The sequence below is a fragment of the Novosphingobium sp. NDB2Meth1 genome (assembly GCF_900117425.1).
Lineage (GTDB): Bacteria > Pseudomonadota > Alphaproteobacteria > Sphingomonadales > Sphingomonadaceae > Novosphingobium.
Map to the genome: position 1 here is coordinate 481679 of NZ_FPEH01000032.1, position 16199 is coordinate 497877.

The window sequence follows — 16199 nt, forward strand, 5'->3', positions numbered from 1 at the left end:
CTGTGTTTGGTGTCTCGACTTCGCTCGACACGAACGGAAGGGAAGTTTGGGACGCATGACCAGCTGGCGCGCCCTGCTTCTGGCCTTGCTCGCCTGCCTTGCTGCGCCGCTCGCTGCAGGGGCCCCTGCTAAACCCGTCCAGCTCGATCAGGAACTCTATCGCACCGTAGTCGAGCGCGTCCGGGCAGGCGAGAACTTCTATCCCGCAACAATGGCTGCGCAGCGCGAGCGCTCCTACCCGGTGCAGCCTGCGCTCGCCGTGCGTCCGCCGACGATGACCTGGTGGCTTGCGCTGTTTCCGAACACCGGAACGCGCACCGCAGCCTTGATCGCCCTCCTGTTCGGTGCGCTCATCGCGCTGCGACAAAGCCTGTCCGACCGCCCGCCTGTCGAAGCACTCAGTGTGGTGGCCTTGGCCGTGGCAGGACTGTTCGGCGCATTCTTTCCGGACAACGTCTATCTGCACGAACAGTGGAGCGTGCTGCTGATCATGCTCTCGCTGGCGGCCTATCGGCGGCCATGGTTGATGATCGGGCTCGCGTTGCTGGCGGTGCTGGTGCGCGAGACATCATTGGCGTGGGTGGCAGCCATCGTTCTCCACGGCCTATGGCAGCGCGACTGGAAACGCGCCGGAATGGCAGCAGCAGCCATCGCGCTGGCCGCCGGTCTCTGGCTGGTGCACGCGCAATTCGTGGCCGCACAGGTCCAGCCCGGCGACCTCACCTCCCCCGGCTGGGTACGCTTCGGCGGCCTTCCGCTGGTGATCGACGCGCTGCGCCGCAATCTCGTGCTCACTGGCCTGCCCGGTCCGCTGGTGCTGGCGCTGGTGGCAGCGTCGCTTGCCGCGATGCTGCGCTGGGGCCGCGAGATGGAGCGCACCGCCGCCATCGGCAGCGCGGGTTTCCTAGCGGCGCTGACAATATTCGGGCGGCCCGACAACGGCTACTGGGGCTTTATGGCTGCGCCCTTCGTGCTGCTGGGGCTCCCGGTGCTGGCGCGTGAAGCGTGGCTGCGTCTCGGCCCGGCGAAACCTCAATCGCAGGGTTCGTAGCGGCCTGTCGCGAAATCACGCCGGAATGCCGATCCAATTGGCTCGTGCAGCAACTCCACGAAGCTGTCATCCCGGTTGAGCACCGCGCCAAGGGCAAGATATTTGAGCTTGCGGTCTTCGATCGGCCCGGCCTGTGTATCGTCGAAACGCCCGCGAATGCGCCAGCCGCTGTCCGGCCAGGCATCGCCCTCCTCGCCCATATCCGGTTCCTCGCGGTAGATGTATTCGACCGGCACGCCGTCATTCACCACGCAGGCATCGACAAGGCAGCGTTCCCAATATTCCTTATGCGCCGCAGGCGGCGGACACGAGGCGGTATCCGCCCAGACGATATCGATGATATGTTCGATGCCGAAGGCAACCGGCATGCCGCACTCAAGGCCCTTCTCATAGGGTTCGTTGTCCAGCGCGCCGGTGAACTGAAGCCCGGTCTTGCCAGTTACCTTCACCCACATGCGCTCGCCGCCATAGGCTTCGGTCTGCCATTCGTACTCGAAGCCGAGCTTGACCAGATCGCCGGGAGCAACCGCAACGCGCGCCTCGCGGGTGGGAATGAAGAAGGTATAGGGCGATTCGGCTGCCGCTTCATCGCCATCGCGCAGATGGAACGGACAGTGCTGCGTCATACGCTGAGAAACAACCCCGCCAGCGCCGCGCTCATCAAGTTGGAGAGCGCACCCGCCGCCAGTGCCTTCAGCCCCAGTTTGGCGATCACCGGGCGCTGGTTCGGAGCTAGGCTGCCGGAAACGGCCATCTGGATCGCAATCGAGCTGAAGTTGGCAAAGCCGCACAGCGCGAAGGTGACAATGGCGACCGTGTGGGCGGAAAGGTCTTTCGCCGCACCAAGATCGATAAACGCGACGAACTCGTTGAGCACGATCTTGGTACCGAACAGGCCTCCCGCGTGCGCCGCCTCCGCCCAGTTGGGTGCGCCGAGGAGGAGGAATACGGGGGCAAAGATCGCGCCGAGGATCTGCTCGAACGAAAGGCCCGGATAGCCGATGTGCGCGCCGATCGCGCTGAGCATGCCGTTCGCCATGGCGACCAGCGCCACGAAAGCGAGCACCATCGCGCCGACCGCCACCGCAAGCCGCACACCGGTCTGCGCGCCCTGGCTGGCGGCCATGATCAGGTTGGCGGGGCGTTCCTCGTCCGGCGCGGAGACGGCGATGTGGGGGTTGGGCAGGTCCGCATCGGCGGGCGCTTCGGGCATCGGGGGGACGTCGGGCATGATCAGCTTGGCCATCAGCACCCCGCCCGGCGCCGACATGAACGCGGCGGCGACGAGGTAGTCCACCCGGATGCCCATCGCGGCATAAGCGGCGAGGATCGTGCCCGCGACGCCGGCCATGCCCACGCTCATCACGGTGAAGATCTGCGAGGGGTTGAGGCTGGCGAGATAGGGGCGAATGACGAGCGGCGATTCGCTCTGGCCGACGAAGATGTTGCTCGCCGCACAGAGCGCCTCGACGCGGCTGATGCCGGTGATCGCTTCGAGCCCGCCGCCGATCCAGCGGATCACGAGTTGCATGATGCCGAGGTAGTAGAGGATCGAGATCAGCGCCGCGAAGAACACGATGGTCGGCAGCGCGGCGATGGCAAAGCTGCGGCCGCCGATGGCCGGATCGGCAAGCGGACCAAACAGGAAGGCGACGCCCGCCTTGGCATATCCGAGCAGCCCCTCGACCCCCGCCGCCGCGCCCTGCAAAGCGGCATTGCCTGGCGGAAAGTAGAGCACGAGCGCGGCAAACCCCGCCTGCAGCGCAAAGGCGGGACCCACCACCCGCAGCTTGATCGCCCGCCGGTTGGAGGAAAGCAGGACAGCAATCAGCAGAATCAGCGCCATGCCGGCGAGGCTCATCAAAACGCGCATCGCGGGCCTGCCGCTCCCCTGAAGACCAAGTCCGGCATGGCTTAAACGGGATTTGGCGCAGGGTCAAAATCCCGCTAACCGTTGTGGATGCAAGACAAGCCGCACGCCGCAACCGCTCCCAATTCGGGCATTCCCACCTCGTTGTTCGCCTTTTCGCTGCTCTATGGCGGGCTTGTGGTCCTGGCCGGCGTGCTCGGCACCAAGATCGCCGCGCTTGGACATTGGCCGCTCGTTGGCGATCTAGCGGTCGAGAGCGGCATCTTTGCCTTCCTGCTGCTGGTCGTGATGGCGAGCGCGGTGGCGGAACTGTTCGGGCAGGATGTCGCCAATCGGCTGGTGCGCTTCGGTTTCGTGCCGCTGATCTGTTCGATGCTGCTCCTGACCTTTGTGATCAACGTGGTGCCGCCTGCGCCGTTCTGGGGCGATCAGGATGCCTATGCCCGCCTGCTCGGCCAGGGCGCGCGGATGCAGTTTGCGGGGCTCATTTCCTACGGCACCTCGCAGACGCTCAATGTCTATGTGTTCTCGCGCCTTGCGGGCGGACGCGGCCGACTGCTTATGCTGCGCGCCTGGATCGCCAGCCTGCTGAGCCAGATGGTCGACACGCTGATCTTCATCACCATCTCGTTCGCCGGGGTGAAGGACGCCGCCGGCGTGCCGCTGCCGATCGGGGAAATCATGGCCGGGCAGATCGCTTCCAAGCTGCTGCTGTCCACGATCATAGTGCCGCCGCTGATCTGGGTCTTCGTGCAGCTGGGCCGCAAGCTGGACGGCCAGCGCTAGAAATATTGCGCCGCCGCGCCGCTTGGTCCAAAGCGCAGGCCGTCATGGCTACCACGCACGAACCCACCGCAGACGACGCCGCCCACCACAAGGCGATGCTCGCCAAGGCCGAAACGCTGACCGAGGCGCTGCCATATCTGCAGCGATACGCGGGCAAGACGTTTGTGGTGAAGTATGGCGGCCACGCGATGGGCGATCCTGACCTTGCGCAGGACTTTGCCGAGGACATCGTGCTGCTGAAGGCGATCGGCATCAATCCGGTCGTCGTCCATGGGGGCGGCCCGCAGATCGGGCGGATGCTCAAGGCACTCGGCATCGAATCGCAGTTCGTCGATGGCCTGCGCGTCACCGACAAGCAGACCGCCGAAGTCGCCGAGATGGTCCTGGCGGGCGCGATCAACAAGGAACTCGTCAGCTGGATCGCCCGCGCGGGCGGCAAGGCCATCGGCATTTCCGGCAAGGATGGCGGCATGGTCATCGCCCGCAAGGTGGAAGCCAAGAAGGCACCCAAGGCGATCAACGACAAGGACAGCGGCGAGCAGATCGTCGTCGACCTCGGCTTCGTCGGCGAGCCGGCGCGGATCGACACAACGGTGATCGACACCATCACCGCTGCCAACATGATCCCGGTGATCGCCCCGATCGGCGTGGGCGAGGACGGCGAGACCTACAATATAAACGCCGACACCATGGCAGGCGCCATCGCAGCGGCGCTCGGCGCGGCGCGGCTGTTCCTGCTGACCGACGTGCCGGGCGTGCTCGACAAGGAGCGCCGCCTGCTGACCGACCTGACGCCAGCAGACATCACCCGCCTTGCCGAGGACGGCACGATCAGCGGGGGCATGATCCCCAAGCTCGAGACCTGCGTCCACGCGGTCGAAGCCGGGTGTGAGGCGGCGGTCGTACTCGATGGGCGCGTGCCGCATGCCATGCTGATCGAGATCTTCACCGCACGCGGCGCGGGCACGCTGATCCGCGCGTGACGCGGGAACCGGCGGCTCGGCAAGGCGTTTGGGTCTGATGAACCTCCGCATTCTGTCCGCCGCCTACCTGCTGGCCCTTGGTGCCTGCCACGATCAGGCACCGGCGTCTCCGCCGGAAGCGACCGTCTCGCCGGTGCCGCCGCAACCTGCGCCCGCCCGTCCGCCAAGCTCGCGGGATCCGGACATGGTCCTGCGCGCCTGGGGCGATGCGATCGAGGCGCGCGACTGGACGACCGTGCGCGCGTTCTGGGGCGATCAGGGGGCACGCAGCGCTCTTTCCGAGACCGAGTTCGCAGCACGCTGGTCCGGCCTGCACTATCCCAAGGTGACGCCCGGCAAGGGGCAGAGCAAGGGCGCGGCCGGTTCGACCTACTACACCGCGCCGGTGACGATCACCGACGGCAAGCGTGTAATCACCGGCGAAGTCGTGATGCGGCGGGTCAACGACATCGAAGGCGCCACTCCGGAGCAATTGCGCTGGCACATCGAGAGCACCTCACTCGTGCCCTGAGATTGCTTGTTTTCCCGAAGAACTGCTGGACAAATTTGTATGCAACACATACAAGTTTGTCCAGCGCCGTCGGCCGTTCGGCGAGGGAGCCCTTGTGGGGCGGGGAGAGGGTCGGCTAGGAGCGTGGCTCCTTGCTGACATAGGGAATGCGTGATGCTGTTCTACCAACTGATCAATGCCATACTCCTGCTCATTGGCATCGTTCGAGCAGTCGTCATCGTTCAATTCATCCTGTTCCTGCTGGTCGCATTCAATGTCGTCAGTATGCGCAACAAGTTCGTCTCCGCGCTCAACACTGCGCTCAGCGCAATTCTGGACCCGATTCTCGATCCGATCCGGCGGGTTATGCCCAATACCGGCGGGATCGACTTTTCACCCATGGTAGTGATCTTTGGCCTCAGCCTGCTGGCCGAGCTGGTGGGCTTCATCGGTCAATTGGCGCTGCAGATCTGAAGCACCCCTCAAGAGAGTACCCCAATGACTGCCGCGATCATCGATGGAAAAGCCTTTGCCGCGAACCTGCGTGGCAAGGTGGGTGAACTTGCCGCCGCGTTCGAAGCCAAGGCCGGGCGCAAGGCAGGCCTTGCGGTGGTGCTGGTGGGCGAGGACCCGGCGAGCCAGGTCTACGTCCGCTCCAAGGGCAAGCAGACCGTGGAAGCCGGCATGGCGAGCTTCGAGCACAAGCTGCCGGCCGAGACGCCGGAGGCCGATCTCCTTGCGCTGGTCGAGCAGCTGAATGTCGATCCCGCCGTCGATGGCATTCTCGTCCAGTTGCCGCTGCCGAAGCACATGGACGAGCAGAAGGTGATTTCCGCGATCAATCCCGACAAGGACGTCGACGGCTTCCACGTGATCAGCGCTGGCCGCCTCGCGGTGGGCCAGCCTGGCTTCGTACCCTGCACGCCGCTGGGCTGTCTGATGCTGCTGAGAGACCGGCTGGGCTCGCTTTCGGGCCTCGATGCCGTCGTGATCGGGCGCTCCAACATCGTCGGCAAGCCGATGGCGCAACTGCTGCTGGCCGAAAGCTGCACCGTGACCATCGCGCACAGCCGCACCAAGGACCTGCCCGACGTCGTGCGCCGCGCCGATATCGTGGTCGCGGCGGTCGGCCGTCCGGAAATGGTCAAGGCGGACTGGGTCAAGCCGGGCGCAACCGTGATCGATGTCGGCATCAACCGCGTGCCGGCGGCCGAGGAAGGCAAGACGCGGCTTGTGGGCGACGTGGATTATGCCGGCGCCATGGAAGTTGCCGCTGCGGTGACACCGGTGCCCGGCGGAGTCGGCCCGATGACCATCGCCGTGCTGCTGCGCAATGCGCTTGTGGCAGCCTATCGCAATGCCGGGCTGGAACTGGCGGCGGACGCGATCTGAGGCGCCTGCCTTTCTATTGCCGCCCGCCTGCTCTAGGCAGGGCGGCATGAAGCGCCTGTTCCCCCTCGTCCTGTTGGCTAGCGCCCTGCCTGTGGCCGCGCAGGACATCCGTCCGGCGATAACCCCCATCGGCAATCCCAGCGCGCTGATCGCGGCGGAAAGCGCCTTTGCGCGGTTGGCGCGCGAGAAGGGGCAGTGGACGGCCTTTGCCGAGACCGCGACCGACGAGGCGGAAATGTTCGTGCCGCAGCGGACGCCCGCCAAGGCGTGGCTCAAGGGCCGCGCCAATCCGCCACAGGCGGTGCAATGGCAGCCCAGTTCGGTGTGGATGAGCTGCGACGGCAGCGCGGGCGTGACCTTCGGCGGCTATCAGGCCGGAGCGGGATATGGCTGGTTCACCACCGTTTGGGAGCGCCAGAAGAAGAAGGGCGACTACAAGTGGGTGCTCGATCAGGGCGGGGACCTTGCCGCACCGCTGGCAGGCGCCGACTTCATCACCGGCAAGGTGGCGGACTGCGTGCCGCGCCCGCGCCGCGATCCGCTGGCGGATGATCCGCCGCCCCCGCCCAAGCTGCCCAAGGGGACCCCGCCACCGCTGCGCCCGCTGCCCGGCCCGATCCCGGCGCTGAACGCACCCGCAGGCGCTGACAGCAAGGATGGCCGCTCGATCGATGGCACGATTGCCTGGCGCTCGACGGTGCTCCCCGGCGGGACACGCGAGTGGACGGTGTGGATGTGGCAGGACGGCAAGATGAACGAGGTGCTGAAGCGCACCGAAGTCGCGAAGAACGGGGGATAGGACGATGCTGGCGCTGTTCCTCTCCGCCTTCACGACGCTGTTCGTGGTGATCGACCCGCCCGGCTGCGCACCTATCTATGCTGGCCTCACCGCCAACGCCACGCCCCGGCAGGCCTTCATCATGGCCTTGCGGGCATGCCTGATCGCCAGCGGCATCCTGATCGTGTTCGCCCTGTTCGGCGAGGACCTGCTTGGCGCGCTGCACATCGAGCTCGACAGCTTCCGCATTGCCGGCGGGATCATGCTGTTCATGATCGCCATCGACATGGTGTTCGAGAAGCGCACCGAACGGCGCGAGGAGCGCGCGGAGAAAGTACGCAGCCAGCAGCCGCATGTGGAGGACGTCTCGGTCTTCCCGATGGCCATGCCGATGCTGGCGGGTCCGGGCTCGATCGCCTCGGTCATGCTGCTCACGGCGCGCGCAAAGGGCCTTCAGGAAACGCTGGTGATCCTCGGCGCGCTGGGCGCGGTGATGACGCTGAGCTTCATCGCCCTCGTCGCCGCGCGGCCGATCATCCGCGCGCTGGGTTCGCAGGTGGAAGCGGTGATCACGCGGTTGCTCGGCGTGCTGCTGGCCGCGCTGGCGGCGCAGTTCGTGATCGACGGGCTGAAAGCGCAGTTCTGAGTTACTGCAGCGTCACCCGGCCATCGTCGGAATCGCGCCGACCGAAGAACTGCATCAGCTGAACCAGCAGCTCGCAGCGCGCGGTCAGGTTGTCTGCTTCGAGCAGGGCCTGCTTGGCAGCGGCATCGAACGGCGCGATCTGCGAGACGCCGTTGATCAGCGAGACATCGTCGAGCCGGCCGACCGAATCCCAATCGACCGAATAGCCCTGCGCTTCGGCAAAGCGGCGCGCCTCGCGCTCGAACGAGGCGCGCTCGACAGCGCTGAGGCTGGCGCCCGCGTCGTCTTCGATCAGCTCACCCTCGACCTGGCGGAACGGCGTCGTGACATCGAGTTCGCGCAGCAGCCGGAAGCGGGAAATACCTTCGAGGATCACGTTGTAGCGCCCGTCCTCCATCGCTTCGACTTCGCCGATCTTGCCGACGCAGCCGATCTGGAACAGCGGCGCGCCTTCGTACTGGCCCTGCGGCTGGATCATCGCAATGCGCCGATCGCGCACCAGCGAATCGGAAATCATCGCCCGGTAGCGCGGCTCGAAGATGTGCAGCGGCAATTGCAACCCGGGGAACAGCAGCGCGCCGGTCAGCGGGAAGATCGACAGGCGCAAGGTCTTGGTGTCCTGACCCATGCGCCTAGCCGAACAGCACGGTGGAGAGCTTGCGCCGGGTGGCGGCGACCCACGGATCCTCGAGACCGATGGCTTCGAAGATCTGGAGCAGTCGCGTGCGGGCGGCGCCTTCGTTCCACGCACGGTCGCGGGCGACCATGCCAAGTAGAAGAGTGGCGGCCCCGTCGCGATCACCGGCGGCGTAGAGGCCGTTGGCGAGCGCGAGTTCCGCGTCCATGTCGCCCGGATTGGCGGCGACGGCGGCGCGCAGGCCATCGAGTTCGCTGGGCTCCGGCGCATCGGCAGCGAGCGCGAGGGCCGAGCGGGCCTGTGCCAGCGCCTGGTCTTCCGCCAGCTTGGGATCGAGCGAGGCGAGGACGTCCTCGGCCGCAGCCTTGTCGCCTGCCAGCAGCAGCGCGCGAATCAGGCCGGAGTGGGCGGCGGCGTTGTCGGGCGCGATTTCGGCGATCTGCGAAAAGATGCCGACGGCACGCTCCCCGTCACCGCCTGAAAGCACTTCCTCACCCATGGCAAGGAGCGGAGCGATATCCTGCGCGGGTTCCTCCCCGCCGCGGATGGGCAGGCGCGCGAGCATCTGGTCGAGCATCTGGCGCAGCTGCGATTCGCTGCGCGCGGGCGTGAGGTCCGCCACCGGCTGGCCCTGGAACATGGCGTAGACTGTGGGGATCGAGCGCACCTGGAACTGCGCGGCGATGAACTGTTCCTCATCGACGTTGATCTTGGCGAGGACGACGCCCTTGTCGGCATATTCGCCGCAGACCTTTTCGAGCACCGGGGTGAGCGCCTTGCAGGGCCCGCACCATTCCGCCCAGAAATCGAGCACGACGAGCTTGGTCATCGAAGGTTCGACCACGGCCTTGCGGAAGCGGTCCACCGCTTTCTGTTCTTCGAGATTGAGGCCGAGGCTTGCCACTGGATGGTCTCCGCACTGAATGGTCTATCCCCCATGTGGGAAGCGAGGGGCATTCGGCAAGGGCATTTGCGGGCAAGCAGGGCCGGGATGCCACCGAGACGCATTTTTGCTGTTGCGCAGGCAACGGAGGGAAGCTAAGGGCGCGCTTCACCCCGGTCGGGGGCCTTCCGGCAGCCGATCCGAAACGCACGAGCGGGCGTAGCTCAGGGGTAGAGCACAACCTTGCCAAGGTTGGGGTCGAGGGTTCGAATCCCTTCGCCCGCTCCAGTTTCCTCCTCCACATCTCGAACGTGTGCGTCGGCCCGAGGGGCTGGCGTTTGTGATTCGTGTCTCCAATCCGAGTCAGGTTGACACGGTTGACACAGTCCTGAGCGAAAACTCGGGAGGGGCCCGCGAGGGCTTCCGCGGCGGCGCTTTTTCGCGATTTGACGGGCATCAAGGAGCATCGCGCCGGTTTACCGCAGGGCGCGCATTGTAGGACAGGGGATTGTGCGCCGGTCTGGCGGCAGCCTGCATCGAAACCCTTGTTTTCGCGCCTGCCAGCGATAGGTTTCGCCGGTGGACAGGCCCTTGCGGCCAACCCGCATTCCACGCCCGGGCGCCAGACCCGGCGGGACCAACGAGAGGAACGAGCATGACCGGCACGCTGCCTGCGCACCCCTACAAGGACTATTACGGCAACTTCATCGGGGGCCGCTGGGTCGATGCCGCGGACGGGCGGCGGTTCGACAATCCCTCGCCGATCACCGGCAAGGTGATCACTTCGCTGGCGCGCTCTTCCGCCGCAGATGTGGAAGCCGCGCTCGATGCGGCGCATGCCGCCAAGGACGCGTGGGGGCGGACCAGCCCGGCCGAGCGCGCACTGATCCTCAACCGGATCGCCGACCGCATGGAAGCGAACCTCGCCCTGCTGGCGACGGCGGAGACATGGGACAACGGCAAGCCGATCCGCGAGACCATGGCGGCGGACATGCCGCTGGCCATCGACCACTTCCGCTATTTCGCGGGCTGCATCCGCGCGCAGGAAGGCGGCATTTCCGAGATCGACCACGACACGATCGCCTACCACTTCCACGAACCGCTCGGCGTCGTCGGGCAGATCATCCCGTGGAACTTCCCGCTGCTGATGGCGGTGTGGAAGCTCGCCCCGGCGCTCGCGGCGGGCAACTGCGTGGTGCTCAAGCCTGCCGAGCAGACCCCGGCTTCGATCCACGTGCTGCTTGAGATCATCGGCGATCTGCTGCCGCCGGGCGTGCTCAACGTCGTCAACGGCTTCGGGCTGGAGGCGGGCAAGCCGCTCGCGCAGAGCCGCCGCATCGCCAAGATCGCCTTCACCGGCGAGACGACGACGGGCCGCCTCATCATGCAGTATGCCAGCGAGAACCTGATCCCGGTGACGCTGGAGCTGGGCGGCAAATCGCCCAACATCTTCTTTGCCGACGTGATGGATGCCGATGACGACTTCTTCGACAAGGCGCTCGAAGGCTTTGCGATGTTCGCGCTCAATCAGGGCGAGGTTTGCACCTGCCCCAGCCGCGCACTGATCCAGGAATCGATCTACGACAAGTTCATGGAGCGCGCCGTCGCCCGCGTCGAAAAGATCGTGCAGGGCAGCCCGCTCGATGCTGCGACGATGATCGGGGCGCAGGCTTCGTCGGAGCAGCTGGAGAAGATCCTCTCCTACTTCGAGATCGCGCGGGGCGAAGGCGCCAGGGTGCTGACGGGTGGCGAGCGGAACATGATGCCGGGCGACATGGCGGGCGGCTATTACATCAAACCGACCATCCTTGAAGGCCACAACAAGATGCGCGTGTTCCAGGAGGAAATCTTCGGCCCCGTGGTGGCGGTGACGACCTTCAAGGACGCCGAGGATGCACACGCCATCGCCAACGACACGCTCTATGGCCTTGGCGCGGGCGTGTGGACGCGCAATGGCACGCAGGCCTATCGCACCGGCCGCGCGGTGCAGGCCGGGCGCGTGTGGACCAATTGCTACCACGCCTATCCCGCGCACGCGGCGTTCGGCGGCTACAAGCAATCGGGCATCGGGCGTGAGAACCACAAGTTGATGCTGGACCACTACCAGCAGACCAAGAACCTGCTGGTGAGCTACAGCCCCAAGGCGCTGGGCTTCTTCTGAGGCCGTGACCGGGGTTTCCGCCACGCCCGAAGCGCTGGCCCTGCTCGGCGAGATCGTCGCCGAGCATGGGCCGGTGCTGTTCCACCAGTCGGGCGGGTGCTGCGACGGCTCTTCGCCGATGTGCTACCCGGCGGGCGAGTTTCGCGTCGGCGCGGGAGATGTGCTGCTGGGGATCGTGGGCGATGCGCCGTTCTACATCGGCGCGCTGCAGGCCGAGGCCTGGGCCGGTTCGGGCGACGGGTTGGACCTGCTACTCGACGCCGTGCCGGGACGCGGGGGCATGTTCAGCCTTGATAACGGCCGCGAGCGGCGCTTCCTGATCCGCTCGGGAGCCTGCGCGGTCTGAACCATCGGTCTGGCGGAAAATGCGGCGGCCATCCAAGGGGCCGCCTCTTTTTTGCGCGGTTGACATGATATCTGTCATGTGAAAATTTCGGCCCCGAAGGAGAGGCCGAATGAACCGTGCCGAGCAGAAGGCGGCGACGCGCGAGAAGATCCTCGATCTGGCGGCGGAGCGGCTGCGGCGCGAGGGGATGGGCGGCAATGCCGTCCACCGCCTCATGCGCGATGCCGGGCTTACGCATGGCGGCTTCTATGTGCATTTCGAGAGCAAGGAAGCGCTCGATATCGCGGCGCTGGAGCGGGCGATGGAGAGCCTGGGCGGGCTGGCCGGCAAAGTCCCGGCGGACCTGCCGCGCGCCGGGCGGCGGGCGCAGATGGCGGCACGCTATCTCTCGCGCTCGCACCGCGATCATCCTGAAACCGGCTGCCCGCTGGCCGCGCTGGTAAGCGAAGTGCCGCGCGGCGGAGAGGCCTTTCGCGAGGCCTATGCGGGGGCCGTCGCGGGCGCGCTGGTGGATCGGCAGGAGGCGCTGGGGCCGACGCCGCCGGGCGAGGATATCGCGCTGCTCGCGCTGATGATGGGCGGGCTCGCGCTGGCGCGGGCCATTCCGGACAAGACGCTGTCGGACGCCGTGCTGATGGCGTGCCGCGATGCCAGCGCCGTGCTGGCCAATGCTTACGAAGAACGCCGGGGAGACGAGGCATGACCGAGACGTGGCAGCCGACCGCCTGCATGATCTGTTCGATGAATTGCGGGATCGAGGTGCAGACCGAGGGTGAGCGCATCGTGCGCGTGCGGCCTGACAAGGCGCACCCGGTGACCAAGGGCTATGTCTGCGAGAAAGCGCAGCGAATGGAAGCCTACCAGCAGGGGCGCGACCGGCTCTCCTCCCCGATGCGGCGGCGGGCGGACGGCACCTATGAGGCGGTCGATTGGGATACTGCCATCAGCGAAGTCGCCGTGCGGCTGGCGGCGGTGCGCGATGCCCATGGCGGCGAGAGCATTCTCTACTATGGCGGCGGCGGACAGGGGAACCACTTGCCCGGCGTCTATGCGCAAGCGACCTTGGCGGCGCTCGGCGTACGCTATCGTTCGAACGCGTTGGCGCAGGAGAAGACCGGCGAGGCCTGGGTACAGGCGCGCATGTTCGGTTGCGGCATGCACCACGATTTCGAGCATGCCGAAGTGGCGCTGCTGATCGGCAAGAACCCTTGGCAATCGAACGGCTTCCCGCGTGCCCGCGTGGTGCTGCGCGAAATTGCCGCCGATCCGGCCCGGTCGATGATCGTGATCGATCCGCGCCGCAGCGAGACGGCGGCAATGGCGGACTATCACCTGGCCATCCGGCCCGGCACAGATGCCTGGTGCCTTGGTGCGCTGGCGGCGGTGCTGGTGCAGGAAGGGATCGCCAACACGGCGTGGATGGACGCGCACGTCAGCAATGCCGAGCCGGTCCTTGAAGTGCTGAAGCGCGTGCCGGTGAGCCAGTTCGCGCAGGTTTGCCAGGTGGACGAAGACCTGCTGCGCGCGGCGGCGCGGCGCATGGCGGCGGCCTCCTCGATGGCCTCGATGGAGGACCTCGGCATGCAGATGGGCGTTCATTCGACGCTCGGCTCCTATCTCCACCGCCTGATCATCGGCCTGACCGGCAGCTTTGGCCGCAAGGGGACGAGCTATGCCTTTGTACCGTTCCGTCCGCTGGGCGGAGGCGGCAGCGCGAGCGCTGGCAGCGCGGCGCGGCCGAGCGGGGAGCGCAACTGGAAGCGTTCGCCCGTCACCGGGTTTCCGGTGATCATGGGCCTCATTCCCTGCAACGCGATCAGCGAGGAAATCCTCACCGACCATCCGCACCGCTTCCGCGCGATGTTCATCGAAAGCGCGAACCCGGTGCATTCGTTGGCCGATACGGCGCGGATGCGCGAGGCGCTGCGCGCCCTGGAGTTCAGTGTGGTGATCGACGTGGCGATGACCGAGACGGCGAGCGAGGCCGATTATGTGCTGCCGGCATGCAGCCAGTTCGAGAAGGCCGAGGCGAGCTTCTTCAACTTCGAGCCTGCCGAGAACGCCTTCCAGTTGCGCCACCCGCTGTTTGCCCCGCGTGAAGGGACGCTGGAGGAAGGCGCCATCCACACCCGGCTGTGCGAGGCGCTGGGCGTGCTGAGCGCCGAGATGGTGGAGCCCTTGAAGGCGGCGGCAGGGAACCTTGACGGGTTTGCCATGGCCTTTGCGCAGATGGCTGCAGCACAGCCGGCGATCATGGCAGTAGCGCCGGTGCTGCTTTACCGCGCGCTGGCCGATGCCTTGCCCGAGGGCATGACCAATGCGGCGGCCTTGTGGGGCGTGGCGCAGATCTTCGTGCGCAACTTCCCGGAGCAGGCGGCGGCGGCAGGCTTTGCCGGGCCGCTGGCGGGCAACCGGCTGTTCGAGGCTATCCTCAATTCGCCCTCAGGCACGGTGTTCTCGCGCATCGAGCATGGCGGGTGGGACCTGGTGCGCCAGCCGGGGCAGCGCATCAATCTGCATATCCCGGAAATGCTCGAGCTGCTGATGGCGCTCGATCCGGCGGGCCCGCCAGTCGATCCCGACTATCCGCTGATCCTTTCCGCAGGAGAGCGGCGCACCGAGACGAGCAATACCAGCATCCGCGACGCCACCTGGCTGCGCAAGGGTACGCTCAACAGCACGCTGCGCATCCATCCGGGCGATGCCGCGCAATTCGGGCTTGGCGAAGGCGATGCGGTCGACGTGGTGACGCGGCGCGGGCGTGCGCGGGCGGCGGTGGAGATCCACGAGGGCTGCCGACCGGGCCATGTCTCGCTGCCCAACGGGCTGGGGCTGGACGTGCGGCAGGCGGATGGATCGGTGCGGCGACAGGGCGCTGCGCTCAACGAACTGACCGACTACCGCTGGCGCGATCCGGTGGTGGGGACGCCCTGGCACAAATACGTGCCTGCGCGGCTGGAGAAGGTTGCTTAGCGCTTGTTGCAGCGCTTGCGACCGAGCGCAGCTGCGAAGGGCAGCAGGATCCACGGGAACAGCACAGCGAAGAACGCGGCCTGCGCGGAGAAGGCAATGCCGCTCGGCGCGACGAGGAAGGCGTAGACGCTCCAGCTGAGGAGGATGGCCCAGCCTGCAAACCACGTGCGCAGAAACGCCTGGAACCGTTCGGGCCGCGACTGCAGGCTCTGGAAGCAGACATGCAGGGTGAGCGGCTGGGCGACAGCTTTGGCGCGCGCGGGACGGGGCAAGTTGTTCATGGCATCAGGCCTTCGATAGCCCGGCACGATCGGGCTGGGGGTGGAACACAGCGTGCTCCAAGGTGTGTTCGTAGCCGAAGCGCGTTTCGTTACCGAGCAGTCTGAAAGCAAAAAGGGTGGCACCCGGACGGGATTGCGGGGGGGATGGCTCCCGCCCGGGTGCTGGGGCTCTGCGCGGCCAGGGATGTGCCGCCAGAGCGCTAGGGGCCGCCGGGAAGGGAGGGGGGAACCGGCGACTGCCCAACCTATGTAGGTACTCAAACCTAGCTTTGGTAGGGGGATAAACTGCAACGCTATGTTTCATTTTTTGAATGGGCGGCGAGCTGTGCTTCAAGCGCGGCGATCCGCGCATCACGCTCGGCAAGGGCTGCGGCGACATCTTCTGCGGGCAGCAATTGCGGGATGTGCTGCGGGCAATTGATGTCCCACGCAGTGATCGTGAAGACCATCGCCTGTTCGGGAACACCGCGATAATCGGAGGCGGCGAGCGCCGCGTTGAGCTCGGTATCGCCTTCGATCACGTCAAGCTCGCCCCAGATCTTGATGCGGCGGCGATTGGCGTAGTCCATCAGGAAGATGAACGCCTTGCGGTTCTCTGCCGCATTGCCGGTGGTGATGTATTGCCGGTTGCCGCGGAAATCGGCGAAGGCGAGGCGCTTGTCATCGAGCACCTTGAGGAAGCCCTTGGGCCCGCCACGATGCTGGATATAGGGCTGGCCATCGGCGCTGGCACTGCCAAGGTAGAAGCTGCGCACATCGGCGATGAACGCGGCGAGGCGCGCATCGACGCGATCGGCCATGATCATCCCGGCGTAGTGGTGGCGCGAACCCTTGCGGATCTGCGCGGCCTTGACCGAGGGCGAGAAGGCGTGATCGGTGGGGTCTGGAGCTTCGGACATCGGCGGAAACCCTTCCTGCGTGG

General features: G+C 66.3%; 18 protein-coding genes and 1 tRNA gene. 13 read left to right on the forward strand and 6 right to left on the reverse strand.

Annotated features, from left to right (window positions below; translation table 11 throughout):
- The first annotated feature begins 55 nt into the window (after positions 1-55).
- Positions 56-1051 (forward strand): hypothetical protein, encoded by a 996-nt coding sequence (locus NDB2M1_RS20465; RefSeq protein ID WP_072384577.1) that lies wholly within the window; start codon positions 56-58, stop codon positions 1049-1051.
- Here the strand turns inward: NDB2M1_RS20465 and NDB2M1_RS20470 are convergent.
- Both NDB2M1_RS20470 and NDB2M1_RS20475 read right to left on the reverse strand, forming a co-directional pair.
- Positions 1033-1677 (reverse strand): immunity protein Imm33 domain-containing protein, encoded by a 645-nt coding sequence (locus NDB2M1_RS20470; RefSeq protein WP_072384578.1) that lies wholly within the window; start codon positions 1675-1677, stop codon positions 1033-1035. The two genes, NDB2M1_RS20465 and NDB2M1_RS20470, sit on opposite strands and share 19 nt — an antisense overlap.
- Positions 1674-2924: a NupC/NupG family nucleoside CNT transporter gene (locus NDB2M1_RS20475; RefSeq protein WP_072384579.1), complete on the reverse strand. Its 1251-nt coding sequence runs from the start codon at positions 2922-2924 to the stop codon at positions 1674-1676. Before NDB2M1_RS20475 ends, NDB2M1_RS20470 begins: the two co-directional genes overlap by 4 nt.
- Positions 2925-3011: 87 nt before the next feature.
- Here NDB2M1_RS20475 and NDB2M1_RS20480 point away from each other — a divergent pair, with 87 nt between their 5' ends.
- The 7 genes from NDB2M1_RS20480 (at position 3012) to NDB2M1_RS20510 (ending at position 7996) form a co-directional block, all read left to right on the forward strand.
- Positions 3012-3707, forward strand: coding sequence for a queuosine precursor transporter (locus NDB2M1_RS20480; RefSeq protein ID WP_072384580.1), 696 nt, complete (start codon positions 3012-3014; stop codon positions 3705-3707).
- Between the two features lie 44 nt (positions 3708-3751).
- On the forward strand, positions 3752-4690 hold the full coding sequence (gene argB, locus NDB2M1_RS20485; protein ID WP_072384581.1) for an acetylglutamate kinase: 939 nt from the start codon (positions 3752-3754) through the stop codon (positions 4688-4690).
- Between the two features lie 37 nt (positions 4691-4727).
- Positions 4728-5201 carry a hypothetical protein gene (locus NDB2M1_RS20490; RefSeq protein ID WP_072384582.1) on the forward strand — a complete coding sequence of 158 codons (474 nt, stop codon included), beginning with the start codon at positions 4728-4730 and terminating at the stop codon, positions 5199-5201.
- A gap of 153 nt (positions 5202-5354) precedes the next feature.
- A complete protein-coding gene (locus NDB2M1_RS20495) occupies positions 5355-5654 on the forward strand; it encodes a YggT family protein (protein WP_054121471.1) in 300 nt (99 codons plus the stop codon).
- A 24-nt stretch (positions 5655-5678) separates the two neighbouring features.
- On the forward strand, positions 5679-6572 hold the full coding sequence (gene folD / locus NDB2M1_RS20500) for a bifunctional methylenetetrahydrofolate dehydrogenase/methenyltetrahydrofolate cyclohydrolase FolD (protein WP_072384583.1): 894 nt from the start codon (positions 5679-5681) through the stop codon (positions 6570-6572).
- A gap of 46 nt (positions 6573-6618) precedes the next feature.
- On the forward strand, positions 6619-7371 hold the full coding sequence (locus NDB2M1_RS20505; RefSeq protein WP_072384584.1) for a hypothetical protein: 753 nt from the start codon (positions 6619-6621) through the stop codon (positions 7369-7371).
- 4 nt (positions 7372-7375) lie between these two features.
- The gene (locus tag NDB2M1_RS20510) at positions 7376-7996 is read left to right on the forward strand and encodes a MarC family protein (protein ID WP_072384585.1); all 621 of its coding nucleotides are present in this window, start codon (positions 7376-7378) and stop codon (positions 7994-7996) included.
- Position 7997: 1 nt separating this feature from the next.
- Here NDB2M1_RS20510 and NDB2M1_RS20515 read toward each other — a convergent pair whose 3' ends face one another.
- Positions 7998-8624: an LON peptidase substrate-binding domain-containing protein gene (locus NDB2M1_RS20515; RefSeq protein ID WP_171955462.1), complete on the reverse strand. Its 627-nt coding sequence runs from the start codon at positions 8622-8624 to the stop codon at positions 7998-8000.
- 4 nt (positions 8625-8628) lie between these two features.
- A complete protein-coding gene (locus NDB2M1_RS20520; RefSeq protein WP_072384586.1) occupies positions 8629-9537 on the reverse strand; it encodes a tetratricopeptide repeat protein in 909 nt (302 codons plus the stop codon).
- A gap of 192 nt (positions 9538-9729) precedes the next feature.
- Between NDB2M1_RS20520 and NDB2M1_RS20525 the strand changes: the two genes are divergently transcribed.
- From NDB2M1_RS20525 to NDB2M1_RS20545, 5 genes are all read left to right on the forward strand, one after another.
- A tRNA-Gly gene (locus tag NDB2M1_RS20525) sits at positions 9730-9804 on the forward strand.
- A gap of 367 nt (positions 9805-10171) precedes the next feature.
- Positions 10172-11677, forward strand: coding sequence for an aldehyde dehydrogenase (gene adh, locus NDB2M1_RS20530; RefSeq protein ID WP_072384587.1), 1506 nt, complete (start codon positions 10172-10174; stop codon positions 11675-11677).
- A gap of 4 nt (positions 11678-11681) precedes the next feature.
- Positions 11682-12023 (forward strand): DUF779 domain-containing protein, encoded by a 342-nt coding sequence (locus NDB2M1_RS20535; protein ID WP_072384588.1) that lies wholly within the window; start codon positions 11682-11684, stop codon positions 12021-12023.
- Positions 12024-12132: 109 nt separating this feature from the next.
- Positions 12133-12726 carry a TetR/AcrR family transcriptional regulator gene (locus NDB2M1_RS20540; RefSeq protein WP_054121464.1) on the forward strand — a complete coding sequence of 198 codons (594 nt, stop codon included), beginning with the start codon at positions 12133-12135 and terminating at the stop codon, positions 12724-12726.
- On the forward strand, positions 12723-14996 hold the full coding sequence (locus NDB2M1_RS20545) for a molybdopterin-dependent oxidoreductase (RefSeq protein ID WP_072384589.1): 2274 nt from the start codon (positions 12723-12725) through the stop codon (positions 14994-14996). Before NDB2M1_RS20540 ends, NDB2M1_RS20545 begins: the two co-directional genes overlap by 4 nt.
- Here NDB2M1_RS20545 and NDB2M1_RS20550 read toward each other — a convergent pair.
- Together NDB2M1_RS20550 and NDB2M1_RS20555 are read right to left on the reverse strand one after the other, a co-directional pair.
- Positions 14993-15277: a hypothetical protein gene (locus NDB2M1_RS20550; RefSeq protein WP_072384590.1), complete on the reverse strand. Its 285-nt coding sequence runs from the start codon at positions 15275-15277 to the stop codon at positions 14993-14995. The genes NDB2M1_RS20545 and NDB2M1_RS20550 overlap by 4 nt on opposite strands.
- Positions 15278-15570: 293 nt before the next feature.
- Positions 15571-16176, reverse strand: a complete 606-nt coding sequence (locus tag NDB2M1_RS20555) for a pyridoxamine 5'-phosphate oxidase family protein (protein ID WP_072384591.1) — start codon at positions 16174-16176, stop codon at positions 15571-15573.
- Positions 16177-16199 lie beyond the last annotated feature (23 nt).

Excerpts from the sequence above, each read along its gene's own strand:
- NDB2M1_RS20545 (WP_072384589.1), top strand. The coding sequence starts at position 12,723 with ATGACCGAGACGTGGCAGCCGACCGCCTGCATGATCTGTTCGATGAAT.
- NDB2M1_RS20480 (WP_072384580.1), top strand. The coding sequence starts at position 3,012 with ATGCAAGACAAGCCGCACGCCGCAACCGCTCCCAATTCGGGCATTCCC.
- folD (WP_072384583.1), top strand. The coding sequence starts at position 5,679 with ATGACTGCCGCGATCATCGATGGAAAAGCCTTTGCCGCGAACCTGCGT.
- NDB2M1_RS20550 (WP_072384590.1), bottom strand. The coding sequence starts at position 15,277 with ATGAACAACTTGCCCCGTCCCGCGCGCGCCAAAGCTGTCGCCCAGCCG.
- NDB2M1_RS20515 (WP_171955462.1), bottom strand. The coding sequence starts at position 8,624 with ATGGGTCAGGACACCAAGACCTTGCGCCTGTCGATCTTCCCGCTGACC.
- NDB2M1_RS20505 (WP_072384584.1), top strand. The coding sequence starts at position 6,619 with ATGAAGCGCCTGTTCCCCCTCGTCCTGTTGGCTAGCGCCCTGCCTGTG.
- NDB2M1_RS20490 (WP_072384582.1), top strand. The coding sequence starts at position 4,728 with ATGAACCTCCGCATTCTGTCCGCCGCCTACCTGCTGGCCCTTGGTGCC.
- NDB2M1_RS20465 (WP_072384577.1), top strand. The coding sequence starts at position 56 with ATGACCAGCTGGCGCGCCCTGCTTCTGGCCTTGCTCGCCTGCCTTGCT.
- argB (WP_072384581.1), top strand. The coding sequence starts at position 3,752 with ATGGCTACCACGCACGAACCCACCGCAGACGACGCCGCCCACCACAAG.
- NDB2M1_RS20555 (WP_072384591.1), bottom strand. The coding sequence starts at position 16,176 with ATGTCCGAAGCTCCAGACCCCACCGATCACGCCTTCTCGCCCTCGGTC.
- NDB2M1_RS20475 (WP_072384579.1), bottom strand. The coding sequence starts at position 2,924 with ATGCGCGTTTTGATGAGCCTCGCCGGCATGGCGCTGATTCTGCTGATT.
- NDB2M1_RS20540 (WP_054121464.1), top strand. The coding sequence starts at position 12,133 with ATGAACCGTGCCGAGCAGAAGGCGGCGACGCGCGAGAAGATCCTCGAT.
- NDB2M1_RS20470 (WP_072384578.1), bottom strand. The coding sequence starts at position 1,677 with ATGACGCAGCACTGTCCGTTCCATCTGCGCGATGGCGATGAAGCGGCA.
- NDB2M1_RS20495 (WP_054121471.1), top strand. The coding sequence starts at position 5,355 with ATGCTGTTCTACCAACTGATCAATGCCATACTCCTGCTCATTGGCATC.
- NDB2M1_RS20510 (WP_072384585.1), top strand. The coding sequence starts at position 7,376 with ATGCTGGCGCTGTTCCTCTCCGCCTTCACGACGCTGTTCGTGGTGATC.
- adh (WP_072384587.1), top strand. The coding sequence starts at position 10,172 with ATGACCGGCACGCTGCCTGCGCACCCCTACAAGGACTATTACGGCAAC.